Raw genomic sequence first — 14244 nt, 5'->3', positions numbered from 1 at the left:
TATTTTCGGAACAAGCTGAATATGCTCGTACTAAAGGTATCTACATTATCCAACCGCTAAAAGGAGGCGTGCATCATGGACAGTAGACGAATGGGAAGTGCCGTTTTATTCGGGGTAGGAACGATTTTGGTACTGGCGCTTATGGTTGGGCTTTTATTTTCTCTTTTATTAAAATTCACCAACCTTAACGAACAATCCATTTACTTACCTGTTTTAATTTTATCTTTCCTCACATTGTTCATCGGAGGATTTGTATCAGGAGGAAAAGGTCAAACAAAAGGATGGCTACTAGGAGCAGCTACAGGTCTTTGTTACTCGGTTGTTGTATTTTTAATTCAGTTTTTAGGCTATGATACACTCTTCACCCCCCAGCAGCTAATGTTTCATGGCGCATTTATCGCTACAGCAGTTTTAGGCGGCGTTTTCGGGGTAAATCTTACAGCCAATAAATGATGAAAAAATCGTAAAACCTTTTCAACATCGCTCACTCACATAATGAAAAAAGCCCTCTTCCTTGTCACGGTTTATCCGGGAAAGGAAGAGGGCTTCACACATTAGTCGTTTTTCACTTCACGAATGGCTGCACGATCAAACGTTAAACGAGCGCCATCGCCACTTTTAATGACAACCTGTCCTTCATCGATAGCATCCACCATTCCGTGCATACCGCCGATTGTGACAACTTTGTCCCCTTTTTTCAAATCAGACTGCATTTGCTGTACAGCTTTTTGACGCTTTTGCTGTGGGCGAATTAACAAAAAGTAAAAAATCGCAAACATTAATAAAAGCGGCCAAATACTTGCAAAAAGTTCCATTATGTATGTTCCTCCTTTTTTATAAAATGGTCGGCTTCTTCTCAATAACGCCGCCTATTTCTCCTGACTGATGACATCGTGAAAGCAGCAACAGTTCGCTATTTCCTCGTTTCTCCCAAACAGAAGAGGCTAGAAAAAGCCTGACATATAAAGCAAACTTCCGCTCTAAAAAGGAACGATACCTTCTTTTGAGCAGAAGTTGAACTTATCGACAATGACGGACCGCTTATTCTTCGTCAAGCGGACACTTTAAGATAAGTCTAAGAGAGTAGATCCCTCTCTTTTTCCAACCTTTTTGTGGCATTAGAAATTTTTCGCGTTCGGTTTATTGAACCCGTATTTTTCAAAGAACTCTTCACGGAAATCGCCCAGACGGTCTTCACGGATTGCTTCACGTACTTGCTCCATCAATTTTAACAGAAAATAAAGATTATGGTAAGATGTTAAACGAATTCCGAATGTTTCATCACAGCGAATTAAGTGGCGAATGTACGCTCTTGAATAGTTTTTGCACGTATAGCAATCACAATTTTCATCAAGCGGGCGGAAATCATCCGCAAACTTAGCGTTTTTCACCACAAGTCTTCCTTCGCTTGTCATTAACGTGCCGTTACGGGCAATACGTGTTGGCAATACGCAGTCAAACATATCGATTCCACGAATCGCTCCATCAATTAAGGAATCTGGTGTTCCTACGCCCATTAAATAACGCGGTTTGTTTGTTGGCAATAGCGGCGTCGTAAACTCAAGCACACGATTCATCACATCTTTCGGCTCTCCAACAGACAACCCTCCGACTGCATACCCTGGGAAGTCCATTGAAACTAAGTCATTCGCACTTTGTCGGCGCAGCGCCTCATACTCGCCTCCTTGAACGATACCAAACAACCCTTGGTCATTTGGACGCGCATGGGCTTGTAAGCATCGTTCTGCCCAGCGGCTTGTACGCTCGACAGACGACTTCATGTAATCATATTCAGCTGGATATGGTGGACATTCATCAAAAGCCATCATAATATCCGAACCAAGTGCATTTTGAATTTCCATCGCTTTTTCTGGGGACAAGAACAGCTTATCGCCATTTAGATGGTTGCGGAAGTGTACCCCTTCCTCTTCAATGCGGCGGAACTCACTCAAACTGAATACTTGGAAGCCGCCTGAATCTGTTAAAATCGGACGGTCCCAGTTCATGAAACGATGCAGTCCACCTGCTTTTTGCACGATTTCGTGCCCCGGACGAAGCCAAAGATGGTACGTATTGCTTAAAATAATTCCAGCACCCATTTGTACCAATTCTTCCGGCGACATCGTTTTAACTGTCGCTAATGTTCCGACCGGCATGAAAATCGGTGTTTCAAACGAACCATGAGGTGTATGAACGATACCGAGACGTGCTCCTGTTTGCTTACAAGTTTTAATTAATTCGTAACGTATAGCCGTCATGTTTTTTAATCTTTCCTTCCTATGTTTTTAGCTGTGACAAAAGTTCACCAAGCCAAATGTTTAAATAATCAGCATTGCATCGCCAAAGCTAAAAAAGCGATATTTTTGCTCTACCGCCGTGTTGTAAGCACGCAATACGTGTTCACGACCGGCAAGGGCACTCACCAACATAATCAATGTTGATTTCGGCAAATGAAAATTCGTAATCATCCCATCAATGGCCTTAAATTCATAGCCTGGGAAAATAAAGATGCTTGTCCAGCCTGAAGATGCGATAAACTTCCCATCATGCTGAGACGCAATGGTTTCAAGCGTTCGCGTTGTCGTCGTCCCGACAGAAACGATACGTCCGCCTTGCTTGCGTACCTCGTTTAACAAAGAAGCTGTCTCTTCGCTCATTTGATAAAACTCCGCATGCATATCGTGCTCTTCAAGATTATCTACACTAACAGGTCTGAACGTTCCAAGACCGACATGTAGCGTAATGAAAGCAATATGTATCCCTTTGCTTTTTATTTCTTCAAGTAATTCTTCTGTAAAGTGAAGTCCTGCCGTTGGGGCAGCAGCCGATCCTTGTTCACGAGCAAACACCGTTTGATAGCGCTCTCGGTCATCCAGACGTTCTTTAATGTACGGCGGTAAAGGCATTTCGCCAAGTTGCTCTAACACTTCATAGAAAATACCGTCATACTTAAATTGAAGTACACGACCTCCCTGTTCGCCCATTCCGACACATTCCGCTTGCAAACGGCCGTCTCCGAATGTAATAATCGTTCCTTCTTTCACTCGTTTAGCAGGCTTAATAAGAGTTTCCCACACGTCACCTTCCGTTTGCTTCAAAAGGAGCACTTCAATTCCAGCACCCGTATCTTCTTTTGTTCCGAATAAACGAGCCGGCATTACTCTCGTGTCATTTAACACAAGGCAGTCTCCCTCTTTTAAATGGGATAACACGTTAGGAAAGGTTTCATGCTGCAAATCGCCCGTTTCTTTATTTAATACCATTAATCTTGACGCATCTCGCTGTTGAAGCGGGGTTTGAGCGATTAATTCCTCTGGTAAATAAAAATCAAACAAATCCACTTTCATACTTGTCACCTGTTTCTGTATAAATCTTACTTAATGTTTTCACATCATTCATCGTTTTTATTCTTGCCGTCCTTTTCCACATTTACTTGACGTTCACGCAGAAAAGGAAAAATCACTCCACATTAGTACTTTAATATGGATTATTTTATTTTGCCAATTATAAAGAAAATCAATGATAACACAACACTCACCACAATAGAAGTAACAATGGGAAAATAAAACGTCGTGTTTTCCTTTTTAATCACGATGTCACCAGGGAGCTTTCCGATAAATTGTAAAAGAAAGCCAACAATCAATAAAAGGCCCCCCATTGCCATCAGCATTTTTGGAAGCTCTGTCATCTTTCCGGTACCTCCATTTGAAAATGCTCATACACAAGATTTGTAACAATTCGTCCACGCGGTGTTCTTTGCAGAAAACCAATTTGCAGTAAGTACGGTTCATACACATCTTCAATGGTGTGAGACTCTTCTCCAATGGTAGCAGCAATGGTATCGAGTCCAACAGGGCCCCCGCGAAACTTTTCAATAATCCCCGTCAACAGTTTATGGTCAATATGGTCAAGTCCTAATCGGTCTACTTGAAGGAGTTCTAACGCTTCTCCCGCCAGTTTCGTCGTAATGTCTCCATCGCCTCGCACTTGGGCAAAATCACGAACACGGCGCAATAAGCGATTGGCAATACGCGGCGTGCCACGAGACCTTCTCGCAATTTCAACGGCGGCTTTCGCTTCAATCCCGACGTCAAGAATAGCAGCGGTCCTTTCTACAATATTAGCCAAGTCCTCTGTTTGATAATACTCCAAACGACTTAACACCCCAAAGCGGTCTCGAAGAGGTGATGAAAGCAACCCGGCTCTCGTCGTCGCCCCAACCAATGTAAAAGGCGGTAAGTCAAGACGCACAGACCGGGCGCTCGGTCCTTTCCCAATGACAATATCCAGACAAAAATCCTCCATGGCTGGGTAGAGAACTTCTTCTACCGAACGATGAAGACGATGAATCTCATCAATAAATAATACGTCACCTGGCTCTAAACTAGTTAAAATGGCTGCAAGATCCCCCGGACGCTCAATTGCCGGTCCTGATGTCGTCCGAAGCTGTACGCCCATCTCGTTGGCAATAATCGCCGCAAGCGTTGTTTTCCCCAATCCTGGCGGACCATATAAGAGTACATGATCCAACGTCTCATGGCGCATTTTGGCTGCTTCAATAAAAATCTCCAAATGAGATTTCACTTTTTGCTGACCAATATATTGCTGCAGCGTTTGGGGACGCAAGCTTTGTTCCAAAAGTTCTTCTTCTTGCATCGCATCCCCCGTTATAATTCGTTCATCCATACAATCCCCCTCTCCTTTTCCCGCCATCATTCTTTCTTCACTGTCTATGTTCATCTGTCCATGTCAAACCGGTCTCTATTTTAACAGCTTTTGCAAAGCTTTTTTAATATATTGATCCGTTGTCAACTTTTCTTTCATTAGCTCCGGAATGACTTTGTTAATTTCACGTTCCGCATAGCCGAGTACTTTTAACGCTTCAACCGCTTCATCCAACGCTTCTGACCCGCTTGTCATTGTGTCGAGCTCCTCAGCATCTGTAAACAAGTCTGGCATAACACCAGGCAGTAAATCTTGAAGCTTTCCTTTCAAATCTAAGATCATCTGCCTCGCCGTTTTCTTTCCGACCCCCGGGAACTTCACGAGAAACTTCTCATCTTCCTCTTCGATGGCCTGAACAAGCTGTGTTGGATTTCCTGATGCCAAAATCGCCAACGCTCCCTTTGGACCAATTCCTGACACACTCAATAACTTCATAAATAATCCTTTTTCTTGACGGGACGAAAATCCGTATAATGCAATGATATCTTCACGCACATAATGATACGTGTAAATGGTCGCTTCCTCTTCTAAATTAATCGTAAATACATACGGATTCGGCGTGAACAATTGATAGCCAATTCCATTGTTTTCGATGACAACATATTCAGGATTTAAGTACGTAATAACTCCTTTTATATAATCAAACAATCTATTCTCTCCCTCAATGATTTCACTTCGTCATTCTTAAACTGGTACTCATTTTCATATCCCAGTGTATAAACAGCAGACTACTGCCTATAAACAGACATTTTCTTTATGCTACCACATTTAAAATGAATTTGACTACTTCCATTATACCATGTTCAACAAACGTACGTTCCTTCATTTTAGGGCAGTTAGTTCCAACTTCATCTTCTCCGATTACCCAAGTTTTGAGGTCTAGATTCTACTGCCCATTAATACGAGACAAAAATTCACCGCTTCTGCATGCTAAACGTTCTTAAGTAGCCTGCAAAAGCGGTGAAAAACTTAGTCGTTTACGGGGAACGAAGCGAGTACAATTGAAAAAATTCCATAAGCGCTACATACTCATCCTTTGAATGAACCCGTATACCTTTTTTTAATTTTTGTCGATGATGACTTTCGAGCTTCTCTACATCAATTTGAAAAAACGATTGAATAACTTTTGTAGATTCAGCAGGGTCTCCTTCGTAAATGGACAAGATATTGTCAACGGAAATGCCTAAATAGCCGTTAGCCTTTAATAACGGAGAAATATCATCGACATACGTACGCAAAATCAGCTCACGTTCTCCCTCTTTAATCACCCTCCAAGGCTCATAAACCTCTAAAATCTCTTGTTTCGAATTGCTTGCATGACGGATGACTTCTTGACTGACCACTCCGTCCACATATACCCTTTCTAAAAAAACGGTGATGCCTTCTTCAACTTGTTGGGCTTGAACGCTTTCACCAAATAGATTTGTATATATGAATACGCCGATCATCAAATAAAAAATGCCGGTTCGCTGATGAATGAACATCCCATCTCACCTTCCTACAGACAAAATTAAAACTTCTAAATGGGGATAAGACTATTTATATCTTTTCCTCATCTAGAAGTTTTATCCTTTTTAAATAAATCGACCTAGAAAGCTCAGCATGACCAAGGAACAGATCATGTCGGGCTTTTTAGACCTAAGCGGCTGTCGCCCCCCTTTCGAGGTTGGCGTCAGCCGCTTAGGTGAAGCTTTGTCGGTTCACTCAAGAGGGACATAAAGAACACCAAATCAGCGTTATTTTTTCCATATAAAACCACATTTAGTTATAAAGCAGAATATATCCGTCCGACACACTGAAAGAACGGATATGCCAAACTTTTTCATTCTACTAGAAAAGCATATGTGCAATGAGTGCAGCAATTGGCAATGTCACAAGGGTGCGCTGGAGGAAGATAATGAATAGCTCTACAAAAGTCAGCGGAATATTAGAGCGCATAATTAAGATACCGATTTCCGACATATAAATTAATTGTGTTAACGAAACAGATGCAATGACAAAGCGTGTCAATTCACTCTCAATGCCGCTTCCAATAACAGCCGGTAAGAACATGTCAGCAAACCCAATCATTAATGCTTGCGCCGCTTGTTGGGCTTCTGGGATTTGCAGAACATTCAAAATCGGGATAAGCGGATACGAAATAATTTGGAAAAAGCTTGTGTACTCCGCAACAATTAAAACTACTGTTCCTAAACTCATCACAAGCGGTAATAATCCAAACCAAATATCAAGCACCGTTTCCACTCCATTTTTAGCGAGTGTTTTCGCATCGGCAGCACGATTGGCTTTGTCTGCTGCTTGCTCTAGTCCCCACTTCCACTTAGACACGCCTTCGGGAATCGTTTCGTCAATTTGCTTTCCAGCATGTTCATAATACGTATCTTGCTTTCGAGAAAGAGGAGGAATTCTCGGAACGATGACCGCTGCCACTACTCCTGCTATAACAACGGTTAAGTAAAATGGCACAAACATATGGCTTAAATTTAGAAAACTAATGACAATTAAACTAAAAGCAATGGAAGCAATGGAGAAATTAGTCGCGATGACCGCGGCTTCCCTTTTCGTATAATAGCCTTCATCGTATTGTTTAGTTGTTACAAGCACCCCGACTGTGCCTGCTCCCATCCATGAAGCAAGGCAGTCGATGGACGAACGCCCCGGTAAAGTAAACAGCGGACGCATAATTTTTTGAACTAGTACACCAATGAATTCCATTAAGCCAAATTCCACGAGCAGCGGAAGCAAGAGACCTGCAAAGAGGAACCAGGCTACTAGAACGGGTGCAAGATCAAATAACACGACCCCTCCCGTCCCTCTTGACCAAATGAACTCTGGACCGATTTGCCATAAAGTAAGCGCCGCAAACACAAACCCGACGACGCGAACAATGATTAACCCAACACCGACTTTAAACAGCCCGCTAAAAAAACGACTCTCATTAATTCGCTTTATGTCAAATAGTTTACATACAACCGATAATAAAGCGGAAACCCCCATAATGGCTACAATGAGACCTGGTAAATAATCAGCCAACATCTCTTGCAGATAAGCGGCCATAATCCCTACACCGATAGTCACTTCTCCCTTATAGGTGACTGGAATTAAAAACAACAAAACTCCAATTAATGAAGGAAGAAAAAATTTCAAGTACCCTTTACTGCCTGCTCGTTCTTGAATTTTAATTTCTGCCTTCATCCGCTATGCCCCCATTTCATTTGCTGTTCATATTCTTGAATGGCTTCCTCCAGCACGTGTAACCCTAAATCAATTTCTTCTTTTGTAACCACTAACGGAGGAATCATGCGAATAACTTGCCCGGAGTTTCCGCATAAGTAAAATAGCACTCCTTTTTGCAAAGCCGCATCTAAAATCTTTAACACCGCTTCTCCATCCGGTTCATTTGTCAGCGGATTGCGGATTTCAATACCAATCATTAGCCCCACTCCGCGCACGCTTGAAATGATGGAATATTGATTTTTAAGCTGTTCTAGCTTTTCCATCGCATAACGCCCTGTTTCTCTCGTATGTTCAAGAAGCCCTTCTTCTTTTATGACCTGCATAGAGGCAAGTGCCGCTGCACAAGCAACCGGATTTCCTCCAAAGGTTGTACCATGGGCACCAAGCGGCCATTTCGCCATTAATTCCTTCGACGCAACCGTCGCACTAAGCGGCAGACCCGCGGCAATTCCTTTTGCAATAGCCATAATATCTGGTGTGACTTCAAATGTATGAGCGGCAAACCATTCCCCTGTGCGACCAAACCCTGTTTGCACTTCGTCGAAGATTAACAAGATTCCGTAACGATCACAAATTTCGCGCACTTTCTGCAACCAGTTTTTCGGTGGAATAATGTAGCCGCCTTCTCCAAGAACCGGTTCAAGAATAACGCACGCTACTTCTTCAGGGTCTACTTGATGATTGAAAAGGGTTTCAAAATCTCGCTCCAGTTTTTCTGTTAAATAACGTTCTACTTCCACACCTTCCGGACATAATTCAGGATCCGCATACGGCAGCTGATATGTGAGCCACGATGGTTGCATATGCTTGCGGTACTTACTTTTTGAAGTCGATACACTTAATGCTCCCATTGATCGTCCATGAAAGCAGCCAGTAAATGAAATTACGTACGGACGCTTCGTCGCATATTTAGCTAACTTAATTGCCCCTTCAATCGCTTCTGTTCCACTATTGGCAAAGAAAAAGCAATCCAAATCCCCCGGTGTGATGGCTCCTAATTCTTCTGCCAACCGTAAAATGGATTCATAAATGATGACACCTGAAGGTCCATGAACGAGATGATCAATGCTGTCCTTCATCGCTTCAACAACTTTTGGATGGCGATGACCAACGTTTTCAACAGCAATTCCTGAGGTGAAATCTAAATATTTACGCCCATCTGCTCCGTAGTAATAACAACCTTCCGCCTTCACAACAGGCAAATTAGGATGGTCTTTTGCCATACTCGGTGCTAATAAATTTGAAATATTATCCACTAATGAAACCCAATCTTTTGTCATCATACATGTCCCCCGCCTTTTATCTAATAGATGTTTTCGTTACTTTGTGTATTTTTTTAATTTTCTGACCACACTAGGCTGACTAATCCCTAATACTTTAGCCATTTCAATGGTTGTCCCGCATGTTTCTAACGCTTGTAAAATCATATTTTTTTCTACCTGCTCCAACACTTCTGGCAGCGTTTGATTGCTATCTAAAGACAGGCTATTCTTTCCTTTCAGTGATGAATACGAGGCTGATCCATCTTCTTCATAACCAACACTAACATCCCCCGTAATGACCATTCGTTCCATCACACTCTCTAGTTCTCGTACATTGCCTTTCCATGAAAGACTTGTTAATCCATTTAGTACGGAATCCTCCAAAGTTATGCTTTTCTGATGAAGGGAAGAAAATTTGTCTAAAAAGAATGGAATTAATGCCACTAAATCTTTTTTCCGTTCTCTTAATGGCGGAATATGGATTGGAATGACATTCAACAGGAAAAATAAATCTTCTCGAAACACGTTTTCCTCAACCGCTTTTTCCAATTGGTGATGAGATGCGGCAATTAATCGGAAATCTGCCTTAATCGGTGTTTTTCCGCCCACACGGTAAAACTGTTTTTCCTGCATAACTTTCAGCAATTTCACTTGCATCGGTTTAGAGAGCTCATTTATTTCGTTTAAAAACAGCGTTCCTTCTCTAGCCATTTCTAAAATTCCGACTTTTTCTTGCTTGTCTGTGCCGTCGAATGTTCTTCCTTCGTACCCAAAAAACTCTGCCTCAAACAAAAGCTCTGGTGTTGTGCTGCAATTAACCTCAATGAACGGACCGTTTTTTCTTGAACTTTGTTGATGAATCCATTTTGCAATGGTCGATTTCCCTACTCCAGACTCCCCCGTTAACAGTACGGTTACATCAAAGTCAGCCACTTTTTTCGCTTTCTCTACTACATGCTTCATTTCTTCACTTTCGGCTATCAGACCTGAAATATGAAGATGCTGCTGCCTAAGCACCGCTAGTTCGCCTTTCATTCTCGACATCTCTTCTTCGAGCTCTTTCAAATAATCTTTGATGACAAGCATCTCTGAAAGGTCATATGTGTAGCTAATGATGCGTTGAATGGCTCCTTGTTCATCAAAAAGCGGAATACCTGTAACTAAAATTTTCTTTCCTGTGGAAGTTGTCTGAATTAAAATCACTTTTTTCTTTTGACGCAGTACGTACGGAGTAATAGCCGGATCGAATACCCCTTTCTTCTCCAAATCATATACATTCTGACCGAGAAGACTTTCCGGCTTCACTCCATAATGCTCTCCACTTCCTGTCGTCACCTTAATGATTTTTCCGCTAACATCTGTAACGATGATGTCTTCATCAAATGACGAAAGAATTTCTTCTTTCTCGTCCCATTCAACCAAAATATTCATATCATGCATCTTCATCCCCCCTCCCACCTTATTCAGTTATGAATAACACTATACACAAATGAATATAAAAACAACATGATGAATAAAATTTCATTAATTGATGTCATTATATACTAAAACCATTGATAAATACCACTTTTTTTCAAAAAAAACTAAAAATTTTTGCACTTTCACTACTTCGTTTTTATTCGATTATAAATATATTATTCATAAAAGAATAAAATCCTTTCATCCGTGAGTTTTTTATTTTTTTACTGCTCATCGTTTGTTGACATTACGGGTTTACTAACCATTAATAAGACACCCTTTCGTAAAGCAAAAACAGATTCACACACAAAAAAAGCCGTCATAAAAACCCTTTATGACAGGATTTTTATGACGGGTTGTTGTAAATATTGTGTTGATGTTTTAACTTAGCGTGTACTTCGGTTTACTTGTTCATCAATGGTTTCAAACAAACTGTTAATGTTTGTGCGAATTAATCCATCAGCTCCTCCGTCACGTAAATCATTGTCAATGTTGCGGGCACTGTTATAAATCCCATCATCAACTGTAACTTGAAGGTTGTAAGCTGATTGAACATCTGATAATCGCTGACGAATTTCTTTTTCAAGCAAAGCAGAATTTGTCGTATCGGCGTCCACGGCTACAAGCATACGCTTGCCCTCTTTTAGTACGCGTGCATCTTCTACACCTTTTATACGTTCTACCCTGTTCACAATATCTTGAAGAAAGTCGCCATCTTTTCCTTCATAATAAGAAGTCTTAGCTCTGGCATCCGTCGAATTTAAATGACCATGGTAATTACGGTCATCGTCTGCACCAAGTCGGGCACTCCCGTAAAACAATCCATCCCGTTGATGTCCGTATGGGAGCGTAGGCGCTTCTGACATCGTGTTCATACGGTTAATGCTATTACGTACATTCAACGTGTCTCCATTTTTAACACCGGCATCTCTTGTCGTACGATCCATGATTTCAGTAACTGGACCATCGTTGTCATTCATAATAACAGCATTTCCGTTGCGATCGTTTGCATTGTTTCGATTTACCATACGCATATCTTTTTCATTGGAGTAATACCCAATAGGTCTTGTTGTATCATCATAGCGCTGGTTTCCCGCTTCGTCGTTTGTATTACAAGCTGTTAAAGCAGCGGCACAGGCAAAACTAATTACGGCGGCATTTACTTTATTCAACACAAATCCCCCCTACGCAACATTTGAGCGCACAAAACGATAACGCTCCTTCATAGCATTTAGCTTTTACGGGAGGATTATGCTGTTAGTTACCGGTAACTTATCCAAACGTCTCATTACTTCATGCGTAAAGGACTGACGATAATGGATTTCTTCTTTCGTTCGATTAACTAAAATTTGAAGTCGATTTGCTGGAATAGCCCTTGGCCATGCGCATAAGTGATTCCACTCTCTCATCAAATCCGAAGGAAACAGAAGTAAACATAGCACCCAATGGCTCTTCAGTAAATTCCGGATAAACAGATGCTGTTCCAACGTCGATAACGACCATTTCGTGTAGATGAAAAATCGCTGAATAAGCTGAATGTATTCATATTCTTTACATCCAACAGCCATTAAGTCAAAATCAATAAGCCATAACCTGGCATTTTGCGTTCTCAACACGTTATGTGATGCAAGATCTCCATGTAAAATAGTGCCACTTGCGGATGGCTTTGACCAAAGCTGCTGAAATAGAAAAAGACTTTTGCGTCCCCATTCGCTCATTAATTTTTGATCCGATTCTGATATGTACGGAAGCAACTTCTCATAGTTTTCCTCAAATCGTCTTAACCTGCTCTTCCAATAGTCAGCTAAATAAAACTGTGGCAAAAAATTAGATATAGCAGATAAGACGCTCTTCCCGCATTGATGAAACCACTTCATTAAGTAAATCATCTCCTCCCTGTCATGGAAGGTATCGTACCGAATTGGTGAGCCAGAAGGAACATATGGCATCATCGCCCAATGTTGATTGCTAAACAAAACAGCCAATTCTCCATTCGGATAAGGCTCATATAAAACCGCATTCGTAAAACCAGCGTTCACCATTTCCTTCAACGAGACATGAATCGATTGAAGGCGAGCCAAATCTGCATAGCCTTTAATGACCTTCTTGCCTCTCTTTGTGTAAAGAAGATACATGTTCTTGTTAAGAACCGAAGCTCCATAAATAGGCAGACCTGTTTGCTTCTTTAGAAAGAAGACGAGACGATTGATAAACAAATCGTCTCGTTCTACTCTGCTATTAAACGATGTCGTCATCGTCTTCTTCAAAATCAGGGAAGCCAAAGAAATCATCGTCTTCCATGCGCGGTTGTTGTGCGTATGGCTGTGCCATTCCCATTTGCTGCGGCATGTAGCCAGGCATCATTCCGTATGGATTCATTTGAGGCGCGTACCCGTATGGAGCAGCCGCCTGTGGCATATAACCATATGGAGCTTGCGGCATCGCATAAGGCATAGGTGCATAATAAGGCTGAGGTGCGCAGCCACAGTCCTGCATCGGTGGCATTGGCATGTACGGAGCAGCACCATATCCTTGAGGCATTGCCATCCCTTCTACCCCTTGCATACCTTCTTGCGGCATCATTGGGGCCCCTTGCATCGGCATATCATATCCTTGTTCGGCGTCCATACCGTAGTCAGACATGTGAGGTGGCATATACCCTCCATCTCCCATGTCTTGCATGCCCATCACTTCAGGTGACTCTTCCATCATAGGAACTCCTTGCATTTCTTGCCCAGCCATCATCGAAGGGGCATACATTGAATGATGACCCATAACTGGGTACTGCATCGGCATGGCACCAGGAGGACAAGGGACGCATGGAACAAAATTGTATCCATAACCTGGCATCACCGGCGTGATTGGAACAGGCATACATGTCGGATGTACCGGAACGCATGGCGGCATATAGGTCGGTGCGGCCATCGGCATTTGCGGCATTTGTGGCATCATCGGCATCTCCATCTCTTCTGAAGACTCTTCCATGACCGGCATTTCTTTCTCTGGCTTTGGCGCTTCCGGCGGCTTTGGTGGAAGGGACATGTTTAACGTATAAAAATTTGTATTAATGTCTGTATTCGTCACATCTACATCTTGTTTCATCGGCTGAATCGGAGGCAGCTTTGGCAGTACCGGCATTTTAGGTACGACTGGCATTTCTTTTTTCGGAGCCACCGGCGCTTCTTTCATCGGCTGCATTGGCATTTCTTTTATCGGCATTGGCTGCATCGGCATCTCTTTTACTGGCATTTTAGGAGCAGGTTCATCATCAATTTCCGTCACTGGATACGTTTTTGTTTGATCTGCATATGGATGTTCTGCCATCGGCATTTCTTTCATGCCACCTGACATTCCTTCTTTTTTAACTGATACGCTTCCGCTAGGAACTTTAATTTTCATTCCAGGCATAATCATATCAGGGTTGCTCAATTGTGAGTTCATTTTCTTTAACTCTTCAAAATCGACTCCATACTTTTTAGCGATTTTCCAAAGAGTATCCCCTTTTTGGACGATATGGATTTTCAAAATAATTCCCCTCCCGAGAAAAAATCTTTATAGTGTA

General features: G+C 42.0%; 14 protein-coding genes. 1 reads left to right on the top strand and 13 read right to left on the bottom strand.

The window, feature by feature from the left end; genetic code table 11:
• The first annotated feature begins 75 nt into the window (after positions 1 to 75).
• Complete coding sequence (locus ACXAEO_RS02675) at positions 76 to 453, top strand: TIGR04086 family membrane protein (RefSeq protein ID WP_474877661.1); 378 nt, start codon at positions 76 to 78, stop codon at positions 451 to 453.
• Between the two features lie 101 nt (positions 454 to 554).
• Here the strand turns inward: ACXAEO_RS02675 and yajC are convergent, their stop codons facing one another.
• The 13 genes from yajC to safA form a co-directional block, all read right to left on the bottom strand.
• Complete coding sequence (yajC, locus tag ACXAEO_RS02670; protein ID WP_474877659.1) at positions 555 to 815, bottom strand: preprotein translocase subunit YajC; 261 nt, start codon at positions 813 to 815, stop codon at positions 555 to 557.
• Positions 816 to 1118: 303 nt separating this feature from the next.
• On the bottom strand, positions 1119 to 2258 hold the full coding sequence (gene tgt / locus ACXAEO_RS02665; protein ID WP_474877656.1) for a tRNA guanosine(34) transglycosylase Tgt: 1140 nt from the start codon (positions 2256 to 2258) through the stop codon (positions 1119 to 1121).
• 60 nt (positions 2259 to 2318) lie between these two features.
• Positions 2319 to 3347: a tRNA preQ1(34) S-adenosylmethionine ribosyltransferase-isomerase QueA gene (gene queA, locus ACXAEO_RS02660; RefSeq protein ID WP_474877654.1), complete on the bottom strand. Its 1029-nt coding sequence runs from the start codon at positions 3345 to 3347 to the stop codon at positions 2319 to 2321.
• Between the two features lie 140 nt (positions 3348 to 3487).
• Positions 3488 to 3688 carry a DUF2905 domain-containing protein gene (locus ACXAEO_RS02655; protein WP_474877651.1) on the bottom strand — a complete coding sequence of 67 codons (201 nt, stop codon included), beginning with the start codon at positions 3686 to 3688 and terminating at the stop codon, positions 3488 to 3490.
• Positions 3685 to 4686: a Holliday junction branch migration DNA helicase RuvB gene (ruvB, locus tag ACXAEO_RS02650; RefSeq protein WP_474877649.1), complete on the bottom strand. Its 1002-nt coding sequence runs from the start codon at positions 4684 to 4686 to the stop codon at positions 3685 to 3687. Before ruvB ends, ACXAEO_RS02655 begins: the two co-directional genes overlap by 4 nt.
• A gap of 75 nt (positions 4687 to 4761) precedes the next feature.
• Complete coding sequence (gene ruvA / locus ACXAEO_RS02645; protein WP_474877647.1) at positions 4762 to 5373, bottom strand: Holliday junction branch migration protein RuvA; 612 nt, start codon at positions 5371 to 5373, stop codon at positions 4762 to 4764.
• Between the two features lie 329 nt (positions 5374 to 5702).
• Positions 5703 to 6209 carry a BofC C-terminal domain-containing protein gene (locus ACXAEO_RS02640; protein WP_474877645.1) on the bottom strand — a complete coding sequence of 169 codons (507 nt, stop codon included), beginning with the start codon at positions 6207 to 6209 and terminating at the stop codon, positions 5703 to 5705.
• A 346-nt stretch (positions 6210 to 6555) separates the two neighbouring features.
• Entirely contained in the window at positions 6556 to 7920 is a 1365-nt protein-coding gene (locus tag ACXAEO_RS02635; protein ID WP_474877643.1) for a YjiH family protein, read from the bottom strand.
• Positions 7917 to 9242, bottom strand: a complete 1326-nt coding sequence (locus ACXAEO_RS02630; protein ID WP_474883921.1) for an aspartate aminotransferase family protein — start codon at positions 9240 to 9242, stop codon at positions 7917 to 7919. The genes ACXAEO_RS02635 and ACXAEO_RS02630 overlap by 4 nt, the downstream gene beginning before the upstream one ends.
• A gap of 39 nt (positions 9243 to 9281) precedes the next feature.
• Positions 9282 to 10670, bottom strand: a complete 1389-nt coding sequence (locus tag ACXAEO_RS02625; protein ID WP_474877641.1) for a sigma-54 interaction domain-containing protein — start codon at positions 10668 to 10670, stop codon at positions 9282 to 9284.
• A gap of 398 nt (positions 10671 to 11068) precedes the next feature.
• Complete coding sequence (locus ACXAEO_RS02620) at positions 11069 to 11854, bottom strand: YhcN/YlaJ family sporulation lipoprotein (protein ID WP_474877637.1); 786 nt, start codon at positions 11852 to 11854, stop codon at positions 11069 to 11071.
• Between the two features lie 66 nt (positions 11855 to 11920).
• Positions 11921 to 12937, bottom strand: a complete 1017-nt coding sequence (locus tag ACXAEO_RS02615; protein ID WP_474877634.1) for a phosphotransferase — start codon at positions 12935 to 12937, stop codon at positions 11921 to 11923.
• The gene (gene safA, locus ACXAEO_RS02610; protein ID WP_474877632.1) at positions 12921 to 14207 is read right to left on the bottom strand and encodes a SafA/ExsA family spore coat assembly protein; all 1287 of its coding nucleotides are present in this window, start codon (positions 14205 to 14207) and stop codon (positions 12921 to 12923) included. The genes ACXAEO_RS02615 and safA overlap by 17 nt, the downstream gene beginning before the upstream one ends.
• Positions 14208 to 14244: the final 37 nt, after the last annotated feature.

Source organism: Bacillus sp. ABA4_010, assembly GCF_056159105.1.
This window is presented reverse-complemented; position numbering and strand designations above follow the sequence as displayed.